The sequence below is a fragment of the Streptomyces sp. NPDC057900 genome (assembly GCF_042887885.1).
In the GTDB taxonomy this organism is placed as follows: Bacteria; Actinomycetota; Actinomycetes; order Streptomycetales; family Streptomycetaceae; genus Streptomyces.
In genome coordinates, this window is the sequence record NZ_JBHVOI010000004.1 from 68465 (window position 1) to 87987 (window position 19523).

At 71.1% G+C, this 19523-nt stretch carries 20 protein-coding genes; 4 read left to right on the forward strand and 16 right to left on the reverse strand.

Features of this window, described 5'->3' with window-relative positions; translation table 11 throughout:
- Positions 1–112: 112 nt before the first annotated feature.
- The gene (locus tag ACFVQ0_RS17825; protein WP_390089015.1) at positions 113–883 is read left to right on the forward strand and encodes a 3-oxoacyl-ACP reductase family protein; all 771 of its coding nucleotides are present in this window, start codon (positions 113–115) and stop codon (positions 881–883) included.
- A gap of 74 nt (positions 884–957) precedes the next feature.
- Here ACFVQ0_RS17825 and ACFVQ0_RS17830 read toward each other — a convergent pair whose 3' ends face one another.
- The 13 genes from ACFVQ0_RS17830 to ACFVQ0_RS17890 form a co-directional block, all read right to left on the reverse strand.
- Positions 958–2634 carry a phytoene desaturase family protein gene (locus ACFVQ0_RS17830; RefSeq protein WP_390089017.1) on the reverse strand — a complete coding sequence of 559 codons (1677 nt, stop codon included), beginning with the start codon at positions 2632–2634 and terminating at the stop codon, positions 958–960.
- Positions 2635–2667: 33 nt separating this feature from the next.
- The gene (locus tag ACFVQ0_RS17835; protein ID WP_390089020.1) at positions 2668–3807 is read right to left on the reverse strand and encodes a beta-ketoacyl synthase N-terminal-like domain-containing protein; all 1140 of its coding nucleotides are present in this window, start codon (positions 3805–3807) and stop codon (positions 2668–2670) included.
- Positions 3804–5027, reverse strand: coding sequence for a beta-ketoacyl-[acyl-carrier-protein] synthase family protein (locus ACFVQ0_RS17840; protein WP_390089022.1), 1224 nt, complete (start codon positions 5025–5027; stop codon positions 3804–3806). Before ACFVQ0_RS17840 ends, ACFVQ0_RS17835 begins: the two co-directional genes overlap by 4 nt.
- Positions 5020–5286, reverse strand: coding sequence for an acyl carrier protein (locus tag ACFVQ0_RS17845; RefSeq protein WP_311304967.1), 267 nt, complete (start codon positions 5284–5286; stop codon positions 5020–5022). The genes ACFVQ0_RS17840 and ACFVQ0_RS17845 overlap by 8 nt, the downstream gene beginning before the upstream one ends.
- A 147-nt stretch (positions 5287–5433) precedes the next feature.
- On the reverse strand, positions 5434–5868 hold the full coding sequence (locus ACFVQ0_RS17850; protein ID WP_390089024.1) for an ester cyclase: 435 nt from the start codon (positions 5866–5868) through the stop codon (positions 5434–5436).
- 63 nt (positions 5869–5931) lie between these two features.
- Positions 5932–6636: a 3-oxoacyl-ACP reductase FabG gene (gene fabG / locus ACFVQ0_RS17855; protein WP_390089026.1), complete on the reverse strand. Its 705-nt coding sequence runs from the start codon at positions 6634–6636 to the stop codon at positions 5932–5934.
- On the reverse strand, positions 6633–7301 hold the full coding sequence (locus ACFVQ0_RS17860) for an HAD family hydrolase (protein ID WP_390089028.1): 669 nt from the start codon (positions 7299–7301) through the stop codon (positions 6633–6635). Before ACFVQ0_RS17860 ends, fabG begins: the two co-directional genes overlap by 4 nt.
- 9 nt (positions 7302–7310) lie before the next feature.
- Positions 7311–8348 carry an AfsA-related hotdog domain-containing protein gene (locus ACFVQ0_RS17865; protein WP_390089030.1) on the reverse strand — a complete coding sequence of 346 codons (1038 nt, stop codon included), beginning with the start codon at positions 8346–8348 and terminating at the stop codon, positions 7311–7313.
- Between the two features lie 98 nt (positions 8349–8446).
- The gene (locus tag ACFVQ0_RS17870; protein ID WP_390089032.1) at positions 8447–9901 is read right to left on the reverse strand and encodes an MFS transporter; all 1455 of its coding nucleotides are present in this window, start codon (positions 9899–9901) and stop codon (positions 8447–8449) included.
- Positions 9898–10992: an SMP-30/gluconolactonase/LRE family protein gene (locus ACFVQ0_RS17875; RefSeq protein ID WP_390089034.1), complete on the reverse strand. Its 1095-nt coding sequence runs from the start codon at positions 10990–10992 to the stop codon at positions 9898–9900. Before ACFVQ0_RS17875 ends, ACFVQ0_RS17870 begins: the two co-directional genes overlap by 4 nt.
- A gap of 436 nt (positions 10993–11428) precedes the next feature.
- Positions 11429–12901 carry a DUF2637 domain-containing protein gene (locus tag ACFVQ0_RS17880; RefSeq protein WP_390089036.1) on the reverse strand — a complete coding sequence of 491 codons (1473 nt, stop codon included), beginning with the start codon at positions 12899–12901 and terminating at the stop codon, positions 11429–11431.
- A 220-nt stretch (positions 12902–13121) separates the two neighbouring features.
- Positions 13122–13928, reverse strand: a complete 807-nt coding sequence (locus ACFVQ0_RS17885; protein ID WP_390089038.1) for a DUF3558 family protein — start codon at positions 13926–13928, stop codon at positions 13122–13124.
- Between the two features lie 169 nt (positions 13929–14097).
- Positions 14098–14970 carry a DUF3558 domain-containing protein gene (locus tag ACFVQ0_RS17890; protein WP_390089791.1) on the reverse strand — a complete coding sequence of 291 codons (873 nt, stop codon included), beginning with the start codon at positions 14968–14970 and terminating at the stop codon, positions 14098–14100.
- Positions 14971–15140: 170 nt separating this feature from the next.
- Between ACFVQ0_RS17890 and ACFVQ0_RS17895 the strand changes: the two genes are divergently transcribed.
- Positions 15141–16334 (forward strand): RtcB family protein, encoded by a 1194-nt coding sequence (locus tag ACFVQ0_RS17895; protein ID WP_390089040.1) that lies wholly within the window; start codon positions 15141–15143, stop codon positions 16332–16334.
- 42 nt (positions 16335–16376) lie between these two features.
- On the opposite strand, the gene ACFVQ0_RS17900 is transcribed toward ACFVQ0_RS17895, so the two are convergent.
- Both ACFVQ0_RS17900 and ACFVQ0_RS17905 read right to left on the reverse strand, forming a co-directional pair.
- Complete coding sequence (locus tag ACFVQ0_RS17900; RefSeq protein WP_390089042.1) at positions 16377–17135, reverse strand: SDR family NAD(P)-dependent oxidoreductase; 759 nt, start codon at positions 17133–17135, stop codon at positions 16377–16379.
- Positions 17136–17191: 56 nt separating this feature from the next.
- Positions 17192–17527, reverse strand: coding sequence for a YnfA family protein (locus ACFVQ0_RS17905; protein ID WP_073737160.1), 336 nt, complete (start codon positions 17525–17527; stop codon positions 17192–17194).
- A 113-nt stretch (positions 17528–17640) separates the two neighbouring features.
- On the opposite strand from ACFVQ0_RS17905, the gene ACFVQ0_RS17910 reads away from it, so the two are divergent.
- Positions 17641–18150 (forward strand): hypothetical protein, encoded by a 510-nt coding sequence (locus ACFVQ0_RS17910; RefSeq protein WP_390089044.1) that lies wholly within the window; start codon positions 17641–17643, stop codon positions 18148–18150.
- A gap of 63 nt (positions 18151–18213) precedes the next feature.
- Complete coding sequence (locus ACFVQ0_RS17915; RefSeq protein WP_390089046.1) at positions 18214–18705, forward strand: MarR family winged helix-turn-helix transcriptional regulator; 492 nt, start codon at positions 18214–18216, stop codon at positions 18703–18705.
- A gap of 34 nt (positions 18706–18739) precedes the next feature.
- Here ACFVQ0_RS17915 and ACFVQ0_RS17920 read toward each other — a convergent pair whose 3' ends face one another.
- Positions 18740–19498, reverse strand: coding sequence for a Mut7-C RNAse domain-containing protein (locus ACFVQ0_RS17920; RefSeq protein WP_390089048.1), 759 nt, complete (start codon positions 19496–19498; stop codon positions 18740–18742).
- Positions 19499–19523: the final 25 nt, after the last annotated feature.

A 19523-nucleotide genomic window follows, 5' to 3' on the forward strand; every position in this document is an offset into this window, starting at 1 on the left:
GGATATTCGGTATTCGGTATTTGCTTTTCCCCTGCACGTAATTCACTGAGCGTCATATTCCGCTCACGGAATTACCGCGTCCGCTCAATTCATCTGGAGAAGGAGACAGTCGATGACCCTCGAAGGCCGGGCAGCTCTGGTCACCGGTGGTTCCCGCGGCATCGGGCGGGCCATCGCGCTCCGTCTCGCCGCCGACGGGGCCGCGGTCGCCGTGAACTACCGCTCCCGCAAGGACGAGGCCGAACGCACCGTCGAGGAGATCACCGCACTCGGCGGGCGGGCCATCGCCCTCCAGGCCGACGTGGCGGACCCCGAGGCCGCCCAGCGGCTGGTGGACGAGACGACGGCCGGCCTCGGCGGGCTGCACATCCTGGTGAACAACGCCGGAGTGGCCCGCGACGGGCTCATCTTCGACCAGTCGCCCGAGGACTGGTGGGAGGTGCTCCGGGTCAACATCGGCGGCGTCTACCACTGCACCCGGGCGGCCGCCGGGCACTTCATGTCCCAGCGCGACGGCAACATCATCAACATCTCCTCCGTCATGGGCGAGGGCGGCTGGATAGGCCAGTCCAACTACTCCGCCTCCAAGGGGGCCGTCAACTCCTTCACCCGGGTCGCCGCCGTCGAACTGGCCCGCTTCGAGGTCCGGGTCAACGCGGTCCTCGCCGGGTTCACCGAGACGGAGCTGATCGGCGGACTGCTGGAGAAGGACGGCGGCCGGAGCATCAAGCGCCAGCTGCCGCTGCGCGAGTTCGCGACGCCCGAGCAGGTGGCCGGCGCGGTGTCCTTCCTGGCTGGCGAGGACTCCTCGTACATCACCGGCGAACTGCTGCGCGTGGACGGCGGCTGGGCGGGCCAGCTCGGTCTGGGACGCGCCAAGTAGCGCCTCCGCCCCACGCGGCAGGCCCCGTAACCGATGAGCGGTTACGGGGCCTTCCTGGTGCCGGTCCGCGGCATTCAGCCAATCCGGGCCAGGCCGCGGGCGTTACGGCGCTGCGAGCCGCGCGAGACGGCCAGCGGGTCCCAGCCGTCCGCGCGCTCCGGGAGCAGATCGGGGTCGCCCAGGAGCGCGCCCCCGTGCACCTCGGCCATCAGGGCGCGGCCCAGGATCTGCCCCGCCAGCACCATGCCGCCGACCGCGGAGCCGGTGATCCCGGTGCCGTGCCGGGTGTTGGTGCCCACCATGTGCAGCCCCTCGATGGTGGTGCGGGTGTCGGGGCGGCTGCCCGTACCGCCCCACTCGGCCAGCCCGTAGGGCGTCCCGCCGGTGGCCAGCGTGTAGCGCTCGTGGGTGATCGGGGTCGCCGTCTCCAGGTGCACGATGTGGTCGCGGAACGGGCCGAGCACCTCCTCCGCCGTACTCAGCATCGACGCGGTCAGCTCGGCCTTGCGCTCCTGGTAGCCCCCGTTGCGCCGGTAGCGCTCACCGGCCGCGGGCCCCTCGTTCACCCCCCAGTACTCGTATCCGGGCGGACACAGCGTCATCACCTGGAAGTTGCTGTGCCCCGGCGGGCAGACGGCCGGCGTGTCCGGGTCCTTCAGCGACGCGAACGACGCGAACAGGAACGGCACCGGGCTGATGCTCTCCTTCTCCAGCTGCTCGTAGTAGCCCTCGATGTCGGCGTCCCGGTACCACCACAGATTGGCGTTCGGGCGGGCCGGCAGCTCCTTGTCGAGCGCGACGTAGAGGGTGGCCAGCGGCAGCGCCATCTTCGCCTGCCGGGTACGGGAGACCACCCGGCGGCCGAAGTGCTCCTCGCCCACCAGGTCCAGCACCGTCCGCGAGTAGTCCGCGTTCGACACCACCAGCGGGGCGCGGAGGACGTCGCCGTCCTTCATCCCCACCCCGGTGACCCGGCCGTCCTCGACGAGGATGCGCTCCACCCGGCTCTTGGTCCGAAGCTCCCCGCCGTGCGCCTCAAGCCCCTCGACCAGTGCGGCCGCGAGCACCTGGCCGCCGCCCTCCGGGTAGTAGGCGCCCCGCAGGTAGTGGTCGGTGACCGCCGCGTGGGTGGAGACGGTGGCCTGGCGCGGCCCCATCCCGTAGTTGGGCGACTGGGCGGCCAGCACGGTGCGGGCCCGGGGCGACAGCCCGCAGTGGTCGAACAGCTCGGTGAGCGTCCGGCGGCCCCACTCGGCGGTGACCGGCGTGCGCGCCAGCAGGTCCGCCAGCGAGGACCCGCCGTCCGACAACATCATCGAACGGGTCTCCCCGGCCACGGACCGGCAGATCCCGGTGAACCGCACGATGCCCGCGCTCTGGTCCGGCAGCGCCGCCGTCAGCCGCTTCGTGTAGGCCTCCCAGCCGACCGGCACGTCCACCGTGAGACCCGGGACCTCGATCCGGTCGAAGCCGTTCCGGTCCATCTCCCGGTAGGAGACCCGGCCGTCGAGCCCCAGCCCGGAGAAGATCGCCGGCAGCACTCCGTCCGGCCCGCAGTCGCCCAGGTAGTGGACGCCCACATCGAACTCGTAGGCCCGGCGGCGGCGGAAGACATGACTGTTTCCCCCCGCCACGTCGTGCTGCTCCAGTACGAGGACGCGGCGCCCGCTCACGGCCAGGTACGACGCGCACACCAGGCCGCCCATGCCGCTGCCGACGACTATCGCGTCCCACTCATCCCGCTTCACCATGGGGCTCAACCGTCCTGTTCTTGTAGGCGGGACTCAGACCCGCTCGCGTACGACCAGCGCACCGGCGTTGCCGTCGTGGCCGACCGAGGTGATCAGGCCGACGCGGGGGCCGTTGCCGCCCGGCGCGCTCTTCCAGCGGGCGAGCAGCGCCGCGAGCTGCAGGGCGCCGCCCGCGCTGTACGTCTCGCCCAGCACCTCGGTCACCCGCACCGGCTCCGGCAGCCGGCCCAGGGCGAGCCGCACCGCGCGCTCCTCCAGCCGGTCCAGCCCGATGTGGTCACCCGCGCCCAGGGAGACGGCGGCGACGTCCTCCGCCGCCACCTGGCTGCGCTCCAGGGCCCGGGTGATGGCGTCGGCCAGCCCGTTCGTCAGGCCGCGGCGGAGGCCGGCCCGGCCGCTGACCCCGGCCCACCCGTGGAAGCCGACCTCGCAGGCCAGCAGCTCCGCGAGGACCGGTTCGCCGGGGGTCTCCTCGGACCGGACGACGAACACGGCGCTGCCCTCGCCGACCGGTGCGGTCTCCCGCAGCGTCCCGGCGTGGTGCCAGGCCCAGGCGACCGGGGCGCTGAGCTCCTCCGCACCGCCGACGAGCAGTTCCCCGGCGCGCCCCGCGGCCATGGCCAGCCGGGCGTGCCGGAAGGCGTAGAGGCTGGCGCTGCGGCCGCCGGCCACGGTGGCGTTCAGGCCCTTGAGGCCGTGCCGGATCGCCATCTGCCCGGCACTGCAGTTCATGACGCTGCCCGCGAACTTGCCCGGGTTGATCAGGTAGGGCTTCTCCAGGGTGAGGGTGTCGTACAGCAGGTCGGAGTAGCCCGCGATGCTGCCGGTGTTGGTGGCCAGCACCACGCCGGTCCTGGCCGGTTCGGTACCGGAGGAGGCCGGGCCCGCCTCTTCGAGCGCCTGCTTGCAGGCGACCAGGCTGAGACCGGCCAGCCGGTCGAGGATCTTGGTGCCCTTGCGCCCCAGGTGGTCTGCGGCCCGGAAGCCGGACACGGACCGGACCGGACGCGGCGGGTAGGCCGCGTCCCGCCCGGCCGCGTCCGGTTCCCCGGCCTCCTGCGGCACGGAGCCCCGGTCCAGCGCTCCGGCCAGGGACGCCAGTCCGTAGCCCGCGCTGGAGACCACTCCGGCGCCGACGACCGGCAGGGGCTGCACGGGCGCGGCCGTGGTCACAGGTACCTCCCGAGGATGGTGATGACGTTGTTCCCGCCGAAGGCGAAACCGTGGTTCTGGACGATCTCCACCCGGGCGTCCCGGCCCACACCCGGCACGCAGTCCACGCCGGGGCCGAGCTCCGGGTCGGTCTCGACCAGGTTCGCGGTGGGCGGCAGGAACCCCTGCTCCAGGGCGGCGCAGCAGGCGATCGCGCCGAACCCGCTGGCCGCGCCCATGGTGTGGCCGAGCATCGACTTGATCGAGCTGATCGGCGGCAGCCGGTCCCCGAAGACCTGGCGGACCGCCCGGACCTCGGTCGCGTCGTTGGTCGGTGTGCCGGTGCCGTGGGCGCAGATGTAGTCGATCTGCTCCGGTACGACACCGGCGTTGAGGTGTGCGGCCCTGATGCAGTCCGCGATGCTGGTGGCGTCCGGGTGCACCATGTGGGACGCGTCGCAGTTGGCGGCGTACCCGAGCACCTCCGCGTAGATCCGGGCGCCGCGCGCCAGCGCGTGGTCGAGCGGTTCGAGCAGCAGCGCCGCCCCGCCCTCGCCGGTGATGATGCCCGAGCGGTTGGCGTCGAACGGCTGCGGCAGGTCCTCCGCCATGGCGCCCAGCGCGTAGAACCCGGCATGGGTCAGCCGGTTCACCGAGTCGGCGCCGCCGGCCAGCATGAAGTCGGCCTCGCCCAGGCGCACCATGTCGAAGGCGTACCCCAGCGCGTAGTTGCTGGCCGAGCAGGCGGTCGGGATGGTCTGGGCATCGCCGCTCAGGCCGAGTTCGGCGTTGACGGCGCCGGCGATCTGACCGGCCGGCAACTGGCCGACCAGCCGGGGCTCCAGGCCCTTGAGGCCCTGGGTCACCCACTGGCCGCCCAGGCTCTGGGCGACCGCGGACTCGCCGCTGGTGGTGCCCATGATCGAGCCGGACCGGGCGGCGGAGAGCAGCTCCGGGTCGATGCCGGAGTCCTCGACCGCCAGCCGGGAGGCGGCGGCCGCGAGGAGGGCGCTGCGGCCCCACCGCTCGGGGTCGAGGTGGTTCAGGAGGGCGGCCGGTTCGAAGTCCTCGACCTCTGCGGCCTTTCGGCTGGGGAACGGGGTGGCGTCGAAGCTGCGGGCCGGCCCGATGCCGACCCGGCCCGCCCGGAGGGAATCAGCGAAGAGCTCGACGCCGATTCCCACCGGGCTGACCGCTCCGAGTCCCGTGATGACGACTCGGCGCAAGGTCGGCTCAGGCATTCCGTGCGCATCCCTCGACGGCGAGCAGCAGCGCCCTGAGCGTGGTCAGCGACTCCAGGTCCGCCTTGGGAAGGACGAAGCCGAGCTCCTTCTCTATCCGGGAGACGACGGTTATCAACGTGAGCGAGTCACTGTCGTAGTCCTCGATGAAGTGGCCGTCCTCGGTGAGCTCGTCGTCGTCCAGCTCCAGTTCCTCGTTGACGATGTCGATGACACGGATCCGCAGCTCGGCATCCAGTTCCACGGTCTGCACGGTCATGATGGGTCCTTTCGTGAAGAGAAAACGTGAGTGGTTCGCGTCCACTGGTGGTGGGGGGTGCGGGTGGGGGCGCGGCTGTTGTGGGGGCGTGGGGCTGAGGGGGGAGTGGGGGTGAGGGGGGGAAGTGGGGGAGTGGGGTGGGACGGGTCAGGCGGCGGCCGGGGTCGGCGGCTTGAGGGTGATCGCGCCGATCTGGGTCAGCAGCAGGAGGTCCTGGCGGAAGCCCCAGTGCTCGACGACCTTGCCGTCCTCGATCCGGTAGATGTGGGTCTGCTCGACGTCCACATCCGCGCCGGACGGCTCGAAGCCGAGGAAGTCACCGGTGTGCTTGCCGGTGAAGCGCAGCCGCAGAACCGCGCGGTCGCCCTCGGTGAAGCTGTCCAGCTCCTCCCACTTGGCGCCCTCGAAGGCGCTGTGGACCCAGCGGGCGGTACCGAGGTAGCCGTACGGGCCGCCCGGGACGCCGGGCTGCGCCTCGTGGTCGACGAAGGAGTCGGCGACGTACTTGAGCGCCGCCTCCTCGCTCAGGTCGTTGAAGATCAGGCCCATGTTGATGGAGAGTTCGAGTGCTTCGCTGCTCATCTGCTTGCTCCTCAATGGTGGGGAAAGGCCCGGGGATTCACCCCCGGAGATCTGTGGGTGGGCTCAGTGACCGGCGCCCAGGCCGCCGGTGACCGGGATGACTCCGGCGGTCACGTACGAGGCGTCCTCGCCGGCGAGGAAGCGCGCGGCGGCGGCGACTTCCTCCGGGGTCCCGGTACGGGCCAGCGCCGTCCTGGCGAGCGCGGCCTTCCGGCGCGCGTCGGTGACGTCCTCGACCATGTCGGTCTCGATCATTCCGGGAGCCACCACGTTGACGGTGATGTTGCGCCGGCCCAGCTCGATCGCGAGCGACCTGGCGAATCCGATCAACGCCGCTTTGGAGGACGCGTAGTTGGTCTGCCCCGGAGCGCCGGACATGCTGTTGATGGACGACATGTAGATCAGCCGGCCCCAGCGGGCCTTGATCATCGCGGGGACGACCGCCCGGGTGACGCTGACGGCTCCCTGGAAGTTGGTCTCCATCACGGCGCGGAAGTCGTCCTCCGGCATGCCGATCAGCAACTGGTCGCGGGTGATGCCCGCGTTGGAGACCAGGATCTCGATGTCGCCCTGCTGGATGGACACTTCCTCGACCGCGGCCTTGATCTGCGCCGGGTCGGTCACGTCGCACCGTACGGCGAAGAAGCCGGGCGGGGGCTCACCGTTGCGGTAGGTGATGGCCACCTTGTGGCCCTCGGCCGCGAGGGCGCGGGCGGTGGCGAGGCCGATGCCCCGGTTTCCGCCGGTGACGAGTACGGAGCGGCTCATACGGACTTCCTCCTGGTCTCGTCCCACAGGGACGCGAGCTGGTCGCCGGCGCTCTCGGCGTCGGTGAAGAGCACCGCCTGCCAGCCGAACGCCTCGGCACCGGCACAGTTCTGCGGGAGGTCGTCCACGAGCACACAGCGCTCCGGGGGTACGCCCGCCCGCCGCGCGGCGAGTTCGAACATGCCGGGGGACGGCTTGCGGTGACCCACCTCGAAGGAGAGGAGCACGTCGTCCCAGAGCCCGTCGGGCTCGATCATGCGGCGCCAGTACGGGTCCCAGGCCGGAACCATGTTGGAGAGCATCCCGACGAACGCGCCCCGCTCCCGCATCTTGCGCAGCTGGGCCAGCCAGGCGTGGTTGGTCTCCCGCCCGTCGAACCAGGCGTCCGCCATCGTGGTGAGCCGGAGGTGGACGCCGTGCTCGGCCTCCAGCACGTCACCGATCTCCTGGAGCCACTCCTCCTCGGTCACCAGCGGGGTGTCGATCGGCAGCATGATGTCGGTGGTGCCGTACCGGGCGGTGACCGTGGCCAGCGCCCGGCCCAGGACCACCTGGTCGAGGCCCATCGAGGCGCAGAACGTCTTCATGGTGTGGCCGAGCGGAGGGGTGAGGACCCCGCCGAAGTCCGACCAGACGGCCAGTGGGGGCGATGAGGTGTCAGACATGCCGGGTCCTCAGAATCCGTGGAGGTGGGAGACGTCGACGACGGTGACGGTGAGTTCCGCGATCTCCTGGTCGTCCTGGCGGAATGCGACCCGTACCGTGTGCCGGCCGTCGCTCGCGGGAGTCCGCTCCGCGGTCGCGGTCAGGGGGACGTCCAGTTCCGCGAACCGCTGGAACCCGCCCTCGTAACCGGCGGCGTAGAGGCCCCCGGAACCGGAACCCGAGCCGGACGCGGAGCCGGAGCCCGGTGCGGCGGCCGCCGTCAGCAGCGCCAGCTGGCGGGCCGCCTCGACCAGGGCCATGGCCGGCAGGTGGTCGTAGGAGTGGTCGAACAGCGCCGGGTTGTCGAAGCGCGGTACGACCTGCGCGGAGACGGACCCCTCGGTGAACTCCGGTTCCGTCAGCACCACGTTCAGCGGGTTGTCGCGGCCCACCAGCTCCGGGGCCACCCGCCGGACGACGCCCGGCCACTCGGTGAACTCCGTACTGAGCGGCGCGGGCGTGCCGCGCTGGGCGTGGCGCAGGATCTCGTTCTCGTCCCCCTTGAGGAAGAGCACGTCCATGGAGTGGTCGCCCACGTGCACGTCACCCATGTAGATCCGCTGCTCAAGACGGCCCTTGCGGAACCGGCCGCTGTGCCGGGCGGTCTTGCCGAAGAAGTCGGTGTCGATCCGGGGCGGCCCCGGCTCGCCGCCCACCCGCAGCGCGGACAGGTTCCGCAGCGAGAACTGGAAGGCGTGCACGATGGCGACGGTTCCGGCCGGCACCCCGGCGTTGGTGTGACCACCCGCGATCGAGGCCTGCCGCCCGGCCTCCAGCAGCAGCAGGGAGTCGTGCAGCTTCGGCCTCGGCCGGTGGTCGCTGTAGTAGAGGTGGGTCAGCGGCAGGTGGATGCCCGCGGTCACCGCCATCGGACGTACGTTCTGGACGTCCGTGACGAAGACCTCGGATATCGCGGACCGGTGCGCGAGGGAGCGCTCGATGGTGCGCCCGTATTCGAGGACGGGCCGCACGCTCTGCGTGGCGTCTTCCAGCGCCTGGGTGGTCATCGGGTTTCCTCCAGACCTGTTCTCGGGGTGGATCTGCGGGGCGGTGGGGCGGGGCGGGGCCGGTCGGCCGGCCCCGCCCCACCCGGGGGCGGCTCCGGTCAGGCGACCGTGACCGCCGCCGAGCTGTCCTCGGCGGCCGCGGTGTCGTGCGCCGCCTTGTCGCCGGCCAGCTCCGAGCTCCGCCGGATGAGCAGACCGCTCACCGCGCCGAGCGCCACCACGATCACGCCGACCCACAGCGCGGCCTCCAGACCGTCCGTGAACGCCGAGGCCGGGTCGCCCGAGGTGTTGTCGGCGAACTGGCGGGAGAACACGGTGGTGAGCGCGGCCACACCGAGCGCGCCACCGAACTCACGGCTGGTGTTGTTGGCACCGGACGCCTTGTTCTGCTCGTTCTCCGGCACCGCCGAGATCACCGTGGCGGGGTTGCCCGCGAAGACCAGCCCCATGCCGATACCGGCCAGGGCCAGCGCGGGCACCATCGCGCCGTAACCGACGTCCGGTGTGATGACCAGGGCGATCCAGCCGAGGCCGATGCCCTGGAGGGCGCAGCCCGCGGCCTGCAGCACACCGCCGCCGATCCGGTCCACGAACTGGCTGGCGACGGGCACCACGAACATCGGCGCCAGGGTCCACGGGATGGTGCGCAGACCCGCCTCGAAGGGGGTGTAGCCCATCGGGCCCTGGAGGAACTGGGTGAGGTAGAAGATCGACCCGAAGACACCGAAGTACATCGTGATCGACACCACGTTGCTCAGCACGAACGCCCGCGCCCGGTACAGGTGCGAGGGAATCAGCGGCTGGCTGCTGGAGCGCTCGGACACGATGAACGCCACGGCAAGGACCACCGTGAGGGACAGCCCGATGATCGTGCTGGTGCTGGTCCAGCCATGGTCGGCGGCGGAGACGATGCCCCACACGGCGGACACGACGGAACCGGTCACCAGGACCATGCTCGGGACGTTCAGGCTGCGCTCCCTGCCCCGGCTCTCCTTGACCGCCCAGAGGGCCAGCGGCAGGGCGATGAGACCGACGGGCACGTTGATCCAGAAGATCCAGCTCCACGAGATCTTCTCGGTGACCAGACCGCCCGCGAGCGGACCGGCCGCGATACCGAGGCCGTTGACCCCGCCCCAGACCCCGACCGCCAGGTTCCGCTGCGCCCGGGAGACGGCGCCGACGGCCAGCGTGAGCGAGACCGGAAGGATGGCGGCCGCGCCCGCGCCCTGGAACACCCGGGCGATGACCAGCGTGACGACCGAACCGGCCATCGCACAGGCCACGGACGACACGGTGAACAGGGCGATCCCGCCGAGGAACACCCGCCGGCGGCCGAACCGGTCACCCAGCGCCGCACCGGCCAGCAGCAGACCCGCGAAGGCCAGCACGTAGCCGTTCATCACCCACTGCAGTTCGGACTGCTTGACCTCGAAGTCCTTGCCGATCTCCGCCAGCGCGTTGGTGACGACGAGGTTGTCCAGCGAGACCATGAACATGGGCAGCGACGTGGCGATCAGCGCCCAGAGAACGCCGTTGCGTTTGGATTCGGTCATCGGTGGTTCCCCCTGTTGCTCGTGGAGTGACGGCTCACGGAGTGGGAGCCGGTGGCGTGGTGCTTCGTGCCGGCGCGGGCGACACGGCGCAGCGTGATCCGGTCCGAGGTCTCCCCGGCCAGCACCACACCGACCTCACCGCTGAGCACGTAGTCGCCGTACGGCGTGACGGCCACCGTCGTGGGACCGGAGACCGGCCACGGCTCCTCACGCGAGCGGACGGTGGCGCTGCGCCAGCCGTCCTTCGAGCCCACGACCGTGACGGCGTCCACTCCGCCCGGCGCGCCGACGGCCTCACCGATGGAGTTGGTCACCACGACCAGGGAGCCGTCCGGGCGCAGCGCGAGGCCGTCCGTGCCCACGAGCGGCCGGTCGAGCTTCACTTCGGCCACCTTGCGGTGGGCCGGCGCGTTCGGGCTGATCCGGAACATGGCGCCGTTGTCGTAACGGAGGGCCAGCAGATAGCCGTCCGGGTGCCAGGTGATCCCGTTCAGGCCGACGATGTCCGCGGCGAAGCGGGGGTCGGTCACCACCGGATGTACGTGGCCGGCCAGGTCGATCCGCTGGAGCGTCGCCGACACGGAGTCCGTGACGTAGATGTTGCCCCGCGGGTCGAAGGTCAGGTCGTTGGCGAAGGTGCGCGAGAGCCCCTTGGCGACGTCGATACGGCGCTGCAGCTTGCCGGTGTCCAGGGCGAAGATGGCCACGCCCGAGGTGGGCGGCTGGTCACCGACGTCCAGGCGCTGGCGGATCCAGAAGTCGCTGTAGGCGACCAGGATGCGGTTGCGCGCGGTGTCGACCCGGACCCCGAGTGTGGACACCATGCCGATGCTGGGTGCCAGCTCGGTGACGGTGCCGTCCAGCCGGACCACCGAGAGGGTGCCCTTCAGGGCGGAGCCGACCAGGAAGGCGCGGCGGGTGGGGTCCCAGGCGACGCCCTCGGGGTAGACGTCGGCCGCCCGGGTGTTGATCACGTCCGGCCCGGTGTGACGGCCGGCGGCAGCCGCGGTGTGGGAGGACGAATTCGCCATGGCGGGGGCCGGGAGGGCTATCGGCGCGATCGCCGTGAGAACGGCCGCGGAGGCGAGCACGGCTCTTAGCGGAATTGCGCGGGACACGGTGTTCCTCTCATGGTGGGTCGGCTGGAAATCCGGAGTACGCGTGCGGTGAGGGGAGTACGGGGAATACCGGAAATACGGGCACGGAGAACTACGGATTCCGGCTTCGCGGTGGGTCATGCGAATGGTCGGTTCGACGAATGGTTCAACGGGCGTCTGGGTATTCACTGATGCGATGTACTTGCGGTACACGAATGAATCTAGGCCTGTGACCGCGTGATATGTAGACGACCTAGGACGTACCGGGACTGTCTCCTTCGAGACATCCGGAGGCACGCGGGCGCGCGAGTGCGCGGGGCGCGCACAGCGCTGAGGGCCGCCACCCGGTGATACGGGGTGACGGCCCTCAGGAGCTCAGCGGCTCAGCGGCTCAGAGACTCAGCGGCTCAGAGACTCAGTGCTCACTGGCTCACGCGATGTGGTCGGCCTCCAGCTCCGCGTGGTAGCGGTTCTTGAAGCCCTGGATCAGCTGACGGAGCAACGCCGCGCTGCGCGGGTGCCGCACGTTGTGGCCGTCCGACAGGTGTATGTCGAGGACCTCGATGCTCGGGTACGTGCTGTGCTGCGTCACGAAGGCGGCGAACACCTCGTAGGCGATCTCGCTGAACTCCGCGTCCTCCTGCGCCCACTCCTCGGCCCATTCCTCGGCCGCCTCGGCGACGGGCTTCTGCTCCTCCGCCACCCGGACGTCGTCGGCAACAGGCGCACCGAGAGCCTCGGCCGTCTCGGCGGCCTCGTGGAAAGCCTGCTGCTGCGGCTGCTGCTGCTCGGTACGGGGGCCGGGGACGCCGCCGATGGTGCCGACGTTGCCCAGCGGGCGGGTGCGGCCGGGTCCCGTCGGGATCATGACCGGGCCGGGCTCCTGGACGTCGAGGTACGTCGGGTTGTACGAGCCCTCGTACGCGCCGTCCGGCGACTGCGCCGCGAACCACGGGCTCTCGTGCGAGTCGGGGGCGGGCTGGAGGACCGGGGCGTGCGGCTGGAACGCACTCCGGTGCTGCGCCTGGGCCTGGGCCTGCGCCTGAGGCTGGAAGGCACTCTGTGGCTGCTGGTTCTGTTGGTTCTGCTGGTGGTCCTGCTGCTGGTGCTGCGGCCCGGCGTGCTGCTCCTGGTCCGGGGCGCCGACGAGTTCGGGCTGCTGCTGGGAGGCGGCGTCGACGGCGGCGACAGCCCCGGCGACGGGCGCCGGCGGCAGCAGCGCCGGCTCGATGCCCGCGGCGGCGAGCCCGGCCGGGCCGGTCTCGGCCAGCGGAACGCCGAACTTGGCGAGGCGCAGCGGCATCAGGGACTCGACGGGGGCCTTGCGGCGCCAGCCGCGGCCGAACCGGGCCTGGAGGCGGGCCTGATAGATCAGCCGGTCCTGTTCGAGCTTGATGACCTGCTCGTAACTGCGCAGCTCCCACAGCTTCATCCGCCGCCACAGCCGGAACGTCGGCACGGGGGAGAGCAGCCACCGGGTGAGGCGGACCCCCTCCATGTGCTTGTCGGCCGTGATGTCGGCGATCCGGCCCACGGCGTGCCGGGCGGCCTCGACGGCGACCACGAACAGCACCGGGATCACGGCGTGCATGCCGACGCCCAGCGGGTCCGGCCACGCGGCCGCGCCGTTGAACGCGATCGTCGCGGCGGTCAGCATCCAGGCCGTCTGGCGCAGCAGCGGGAACGGGATGCGCAGCCAGGTCAGCAGCAGGTCCAGCGAGAGCAGGACGCAGATGCCCGCGTCGATGCCGATCGGGAAGACCAGCGAGAAGTTCCCGAAGCCCTTCTCCAGGGCGAGTTCGCGTACCGCGGCGTACGAGCCCGCGAAGCCGATCGCCGCGATGAGCACCGCACCGGCCACCACGAGCCCGATGAGTATGCGGTGCGTGCGTGTGAGCTGCATCGCGGCCACCCGCGATCCCCTTCCCGCTTCTTCGTCTCCGGCACCCGGTCCGGAGGAACGATGTGAGTTCTGGCGGGCACAGCCTGGCACATGCGTGGGAGCCGTGTTGCGCGGGGAGGGGCGAAGCCCGGCTCCCCGAGGAGGGCCGGGCTTCGCAAATCAGCTTCTGGGCTGGGGAGTTGGGGCTCCCGGGGGCCCGGGGAGGGTGCCGGTGAGGACGCTACTCGGCAGCCTTGTCCGACGCCTTGTCCGACGCCTTGTCCGTGGGCTTGCCGGACGACTTGGGCGCGTCGGGCGACGCGCTCGTCTTCGGGCTCTCGTTGGCGGTGGCGACCGAGGCGACGGCGTCGCGCGCGCCCATCTTGGCGCCCGTGGTGATCTTCTCGGCCGAGGGGGTCTTCGACCCCGCGTAACCCGCGCCGTTGTAGGTGAGGGTCACGACGACGTTCCCGGTACGGGCGACGATCGTCGCGTAGCGGAAGTCCTCGCTCGTCTTTTCGAGGTCGTAGGTGATCAGGGTGGCCTGCTCGCCGATCCCGCTGACGGGAGCCGCGACGAGCTTCTTGGCGCCCTCGGTCGCCTTGACCTTGGCGACCTGCTTCGTCAGGTCCTCGCCGGCCCGGTCCGCGCCGCTGCCCAGGGCCTGGTCGGAGGCGAAGCGGGTGAAGCCGGTGTCGAGCCAGCGGTACTGGGAGCCCTTGACGCCGTTGTCGTCCAGGCCGTTCCAGGAGCAGCTGCCGCGGGCGGCGGTGTCGCTGGACCTGCCCTGCGTGCCCTGCTTGTCCTTGACCGCGGGGACCAGGGACTTGACCGTCTTCGCGGTGATCGACTTGCACGGGTCGGGCAGCGCGGCGAACTTCGCGGCCGCCACCTCGGGTTCCGTCTTCGTGGCCTCCGGTGCGGCGGACGAGGCAGAGGCCTTGTCCTTCCCGCTGTCGGAGTCCGACGAGCAGCCGGCGACGACGAGCATCACCGGAACGGCGGCGCAGGCGAGTATGCGGGTGAGTCGCGGGGCTGATCGGTGCATGGTTCCTTCACTCGGGTGGCGCGGCGTTCGGGCGGCCGGACGGTCGGTGGACAGGGACGCGGACGGTGGTTCCGGAGGGCCACGGTACGACGGACGGCGGCCGGATGCCGCCTCGGCCGGTCGGCTCACGGACCCGCCGCGGGCCGGACCGGACCGGCCGGGGACGGGGTCACTCGCTGAAGCCGTCGACCAGCTTCCGGCCCAGCGCCTGGGCCTTCTCCTGCAGTTCCTTGCTGTCGGGGATCTCCGTGGAGAGGGCCGGCTGCGCGGTGTACTGGATGGTCACGATGACATTCGATGTGCGGAATACCACGCTCACGGTGCGGTGCTGTGCGGTAGAACCTGCCCGGGTGAGCAGATCGTCCAGAAATGCGCTGTCGCCGAGCGAATCGAGGACCCGGGGCTGGAGGTTCTCGGCGGCGCCGCCGTCCCCGGAACCACCCGGGTCGGCGCTCTCCCCCGCGTCCGGATCCGAGCTCTTGCCCGCGCCCTTGCCGCCACCCTTGCTCCCCTTGTCTCCCTTGTCCCCCTTGCCCGGCTTTCCGCTCGCGGTCGCGGACGGGGAGTCGGAGGCGTCCGGAGTGCCGCTGTCCGTGCTGCTGCCGGGCTGCGCGGAGGGCAGGTCGGCAGCGGCCTCCTTCTTCGCGTACACCTCGCGGGCGCGGTCGTCGTCGCTCACGGATGGGTCGTACGAGACGACCCGCTCGAAGTCGACGAAGAGGCTGTGCGCGCCGTCGGGCGCCTCGGTCTTCCAGCGGCAGCCGACCCGGCGGTCGGTGTCGTACGTGACGGCGGGCGAACCGTCGAAGACCTTCTCCTGCTGGGCTTCCGGCAGCTCGGCGGAGCCGGGCAGCAGGTCCTTCAGGGTGGCGGGCGAGACCGAGCGGCAGGCCTCGGGAAGCGTGCGGTACTTGCCCGGGGGCGCGGTGGAGGAAGCCACGGCACCGGGTTTGCTGTCGGTGGCGGAATCGCCGGATCCGGTGCCGCTGCTGCAGCCGACCGCGAGCGCTGCAATGAGCACGGCGCCGGGCGCGTACGCCATTCGTCGCACGTTCCTGGGCTCCCTTCGTGCGAAAAACGGTTGCCGCTCGTCGGCGGCCGGTGGACACAATGTGTATCGCACGCGCTGCCGTGGTCGCCGGTCGGCCGATACTTTTGCCGACCTTGGTACCGGTTTTGCGCTTTCAGACTTTTCGGGGGAATCGAGGAGCTATGTCGTACGTAGAGGTGCCGGGTGCGAAGGTACCCATCCGCATGTGGACCGACCCGGCCAAGGTCGAGGACGTCGCGATGCAGCAGCTGCGCAACGTCGCCACCCTGCCGTGGATCAAGGGCCTGGCCGTCATGCCGGACGTCCACTTCGGCAAGGGCGCCACGGTCGGCTCGGTCATCGCGATGCACGGCGCGGTCTGCCCGGCGGCGGTGGGCGTGGACATCGGCTGTGGCATGTCCGCGGTCAAGACCTCGCTGACCGCCAACGACCTGCCCGGGGACCTGACCAGGCTCCGGTCCAAGATCGAGCAGGCCATTCCGGTCGGCCGGGGGATGCACGACGATCCGGTGGACCCGGGCAGGCTGCACGGGCTGGCGGCGACCGACTGGGACGACTTCTGGGGGCGGTTCGACGGAGTGGCCGAAGCGGTCAAATTCCGTCGGGAACGTGCCACGAAGCAGATGGGAACGCTCGGAGCGGGGAATCACTTCGTCGAGTTCTGTCTCGATGAGTCGGGTTCGGTCTGGTTGATGCTGCACTCCGGTTCCCGGAACGTCGGCAACGAACTGGCCGCCTTCCATATCGGCGAGGCGCAGAAGCTGCCGCACAACCAGGATCTGATCGACCGCGACCTCGCGGTCTTCATCGCGGACACGCCGCCCATGGAGGCCTACCGCAACGACCTGTTCTGGGCGCAGGAGTACGCGAAGCACAACCGCGCGATCATGATGGCGCTCTTCCAGGACGTGGTCCGCAAGGAGTTCAAGAAGGCCAAGGTGACCTTCGAACCCGTCATTTCCTGTCACCACAACTACGTGGCGGAGGAGCGGTACGACGGCATGGACCTGCTGGTCACCCGAAAGGGCGCCATCCGGGCCGGCTCCGGTGACTTCGGGATCATCCCGGGCTCGATGGGCACCGGCTCTTACATCGTGAAGGGCCTCGGCAACGAGAAGTCCTTCAACTCGGCCTCGCACGGGGCGGGCCGGAAGATGAGCCGGAACGCCGCCAGGAAGCGCTTCTCGACGAAGGACCTGGAGGAGCAGACGCGGGGCGTGGAGTGCCGCAAGGACTCCGGTGTCGTGGACGAGATCCCCGGTGCGTACAAGCCGATCGAGAAGGTCATCGACCAGCAGCGGGATCTGGTGGAGGTCGTCGCGAAGCTGAAGCAGGTCATCTGCGTGAAGGGCTGACGCGGGGCCGCTGCCGGAGACCCCGCGTCGGGGGGCGCGGGGTCAGCTCGTGCGGTGGACCTTGGAGTTGGAGGCCTGGGCGCGGGGGCGGACGACCAGGAGGTCGATGTTGACGTGGCTGGGGCGGGTGACGGCCCAGGTGATGGTGTCGGCCACGTCGTCCGCGCTGAGGGGGGCGTCGACGCCCGCGTAGACCTTGGCCGCCTTCTCGGTGTCGCCGCGGAAGCGGGTGGTCGCGAACTCCTCGGTCTTGACCATGCCGGGGGCGACCTCGATGACGCGGACCGGGGTGCCGACGATCTCCAGCCGCAGGGTCTCGGCCAGGACGTGTTCGCCGTGCTTGGCGGCCACGTAGCCGCCGCCGCCCTCGTAGGAGGAGAGGCCCGCGGTCGAGGAGAGGATGACCACCGTGCCGTCGCCGCTCGCGGTGAGCGCGGGGAGCAGGGCCTGGGTCACGTTGAGGGTGCCGATGACGTTGGTCTCGTACATCTGGCGCCAGTCGGCCGGGTCGCCGGTGGCGACGGGGTCGGCCCCGAGCGCACCGCCCGCGTTGTTCACCAGGACCGCGAGGGAGCGGAACGCGGTGGCGAACTCGTCGACCGCGGCCCGGTCCGTGACGTCCAGGGCGTAGGCCGTGGCCTCGTGGCCCGCCCCGGTGATCTCGGCGGCGAGCGCCTCGATGCGGTCCTTGCGGCGGGCGGTGACCACGACGCGGTAGCCGGCGGCCGCCAGCTGCCGTGCGGTCGCGGCACCGATGCCGCTGCTCGCTCCGGTGATGACGGCGATGGGGGATGCGGCCATGGCGGGCTCTCCTCGGACAGCTGATCGGTACGGGCCCAGGATAGGCAGGGGCGCGCTCAGTGATTGCGGGGGGCGTACATGATCACGGCCATGCCGGCCAGGCAGACCAGTGCGCCGGTGACGTCCCAGCGGTCGGGCCGGTAGCCGTCCGCGACCATGCCCCAGACGATCGAGCCCGCGACGAAGACCCCGCCGTACGCCGCGAGCACGCGCCCGAACTCGCCGTCCGGCTGGAGCGTGGCGACGAAGCCGTATGTGGCCAGCGCGACGATCCCCGCACCGATCCAGGCCCAGCCGCGGTGTTCCCGGACGCCCTGCCAGACCAGCCAGGCGCCGCCGATCTCGAAGAGCGCGGCGACGACGAACAGGGCGATGGAGCGGACCACAGACATGTGATCAGCGTGTCATGAGCGGGGCGGCGGGATGGGGGAGGGGACGGAGTGCGGAGACGCGCCGAACCGGTCGGAACATATGGATAATTCGTGCAGATCTGTATCTTCAGGACATGGCAGTGACGTGCAAGGCCCTCCTGAGGGTGTCCGCCGCGGCGGCCGTGGCATCGACTCTGGCGCTGGGTGCGGGCGGGACGGCCGACGCCGTCCCGCCGACCGCCGCGCCGAGCATCGCGCCCGAGGCGGATGTGTCGCACCACGGGCACGTCTCGCTGTGGGGCACCGGGCTCGGCGTCTGGCTGACCAGCCGGAACAGCGGACCCGCCGACCTCACGGGTGCCACCGTCCGGCTACGGGTGTCCGTGCCGCTCTCCGGCCGCCAGGTGCTGCCCGCGCAGTGCCTCCAGGCCGACGCGCAGACCGTGCTGTGCCGCACGGGCCCGCTGCCCGCGGACGGCTCGCGGCAGCGGCAGCTCGCCCTCGAACTCCAGCTCCAGGGGCGGCCTGCGGAGGTGGTCGTCCGGATCGACACCGCCTGGAACGGCGGGGCGACGGACCGGAACGCGAAGAACAGCGAGCACGAGGTGCTGGCCCCGGCGACCGGTGACGAGTACGTCTTCTGAGGCCGATGTCCGCGCTGGACGCACCCTCTGCTTGGTGCACCCTCTGCTTCGTACACTCTCTGTATGCCGCAGAAGTCCGTCCCGCCCCGCCGTGCCGCGATGCTCGGTGAGCTGTCCGTCGTGTCGCGCCGCTACATGGCCGCCTACGCCCTGTTCAACCAGGCCGTCGCGGACCGGCTGCGGCTCCACCCGACCGACCTCCAGTGCCTCAACCTGCTCAGCCTGGAGGCGGCTCCCGTCACCACGGGGCGGATCGCGGAGCTGACCGGGCTCACCACGGGCTCCGCGACCCGGCTGGTCGACCGGCTGGAGCGGGCCGGTTACGTCACCCGCGCACGGGACACGGTGGACCGGCGGCGGGTCCTCGTCGCGACCGTGCCGGAACGGATGGCGGAGTTCGGGGCGGTCTGGGAGCGGCTGAACGGCGGCTGGGCGGCCATGTTCGAGCGTTACGGCGACGACGAGGTCGCGCTGCTCATCGCCCATATGCGGCGGACGGTGGAGCTGAGCGCGGCGCAGGTCGCGGAGTTGCGGGAGGGCGGCGAGGAGCGGTGAGGCGGGGGCCGGGACCGGTGGCGCCCGGCCGCGCTCAGCCGCCAGAGCGGTTCGGCCATACGGCGGGGGAGCCGCCGAAATCGCGGACCGCCTCGGTGACGATCGCCTCCAGCCGGGCGTGGTGGGCGCCGCGCCAGTACACCCGCTCGCACTCCGTGCACTGCGCGAAGACGTCGTACGAGCGTTGCGTGCCGCTCTCCAGCCGAGTGCCCACGCTGTCCTTGTCGGCCGCCGCCAGCCGTCCGTTGCACGCGGTGCACCGGCTCCACGGATCGAGCGCGGGCGCGAACCGGCCCAGCACGTCCCGCAGCTGCTCCTCCGGCCGGTCGCTGTAGACGTACGCCCCCGCCCAGATCTCCCGCCGGTGGAGCAGCCCCCGGTCCCGGGAGAGCAGGACGCGCCGCTCCCGCGCCGAGCGGGTGGCCAGCGCGGGGTCGCCGATGTCCTCGTACTCGTAGGCGGCGTCGACGCCGAGCAGCCGCAGCCGCCGCGCGAGGGTGCCGAGGTGGACGTCGAGGAGGAAGCGCAGGGGCGCGCCCGGCACCTGCTGCGGGCGCTCCACGGCGAGGACGTCGACCACCTCGCCCGCGGCGGGGATGTGCGAGAACGGGACGGGGCGGCCGTCCACCAGGAGTTGTCCGGCCTCGGTGAGCGGGACCCCGAGCGATTCGACGACATGGCCGAGGGTGGACGAGCCGTCGGTGGTCACGGCCGTCCGTGCCCCGCGGCGGTGGTGCGCCACGAAGAGCCTGAGTTCGGGGGCGACTTCGAGGTGGATCTCCGGTCCGTTCACCCGGTCAGGATGTCACCGGTCCGGG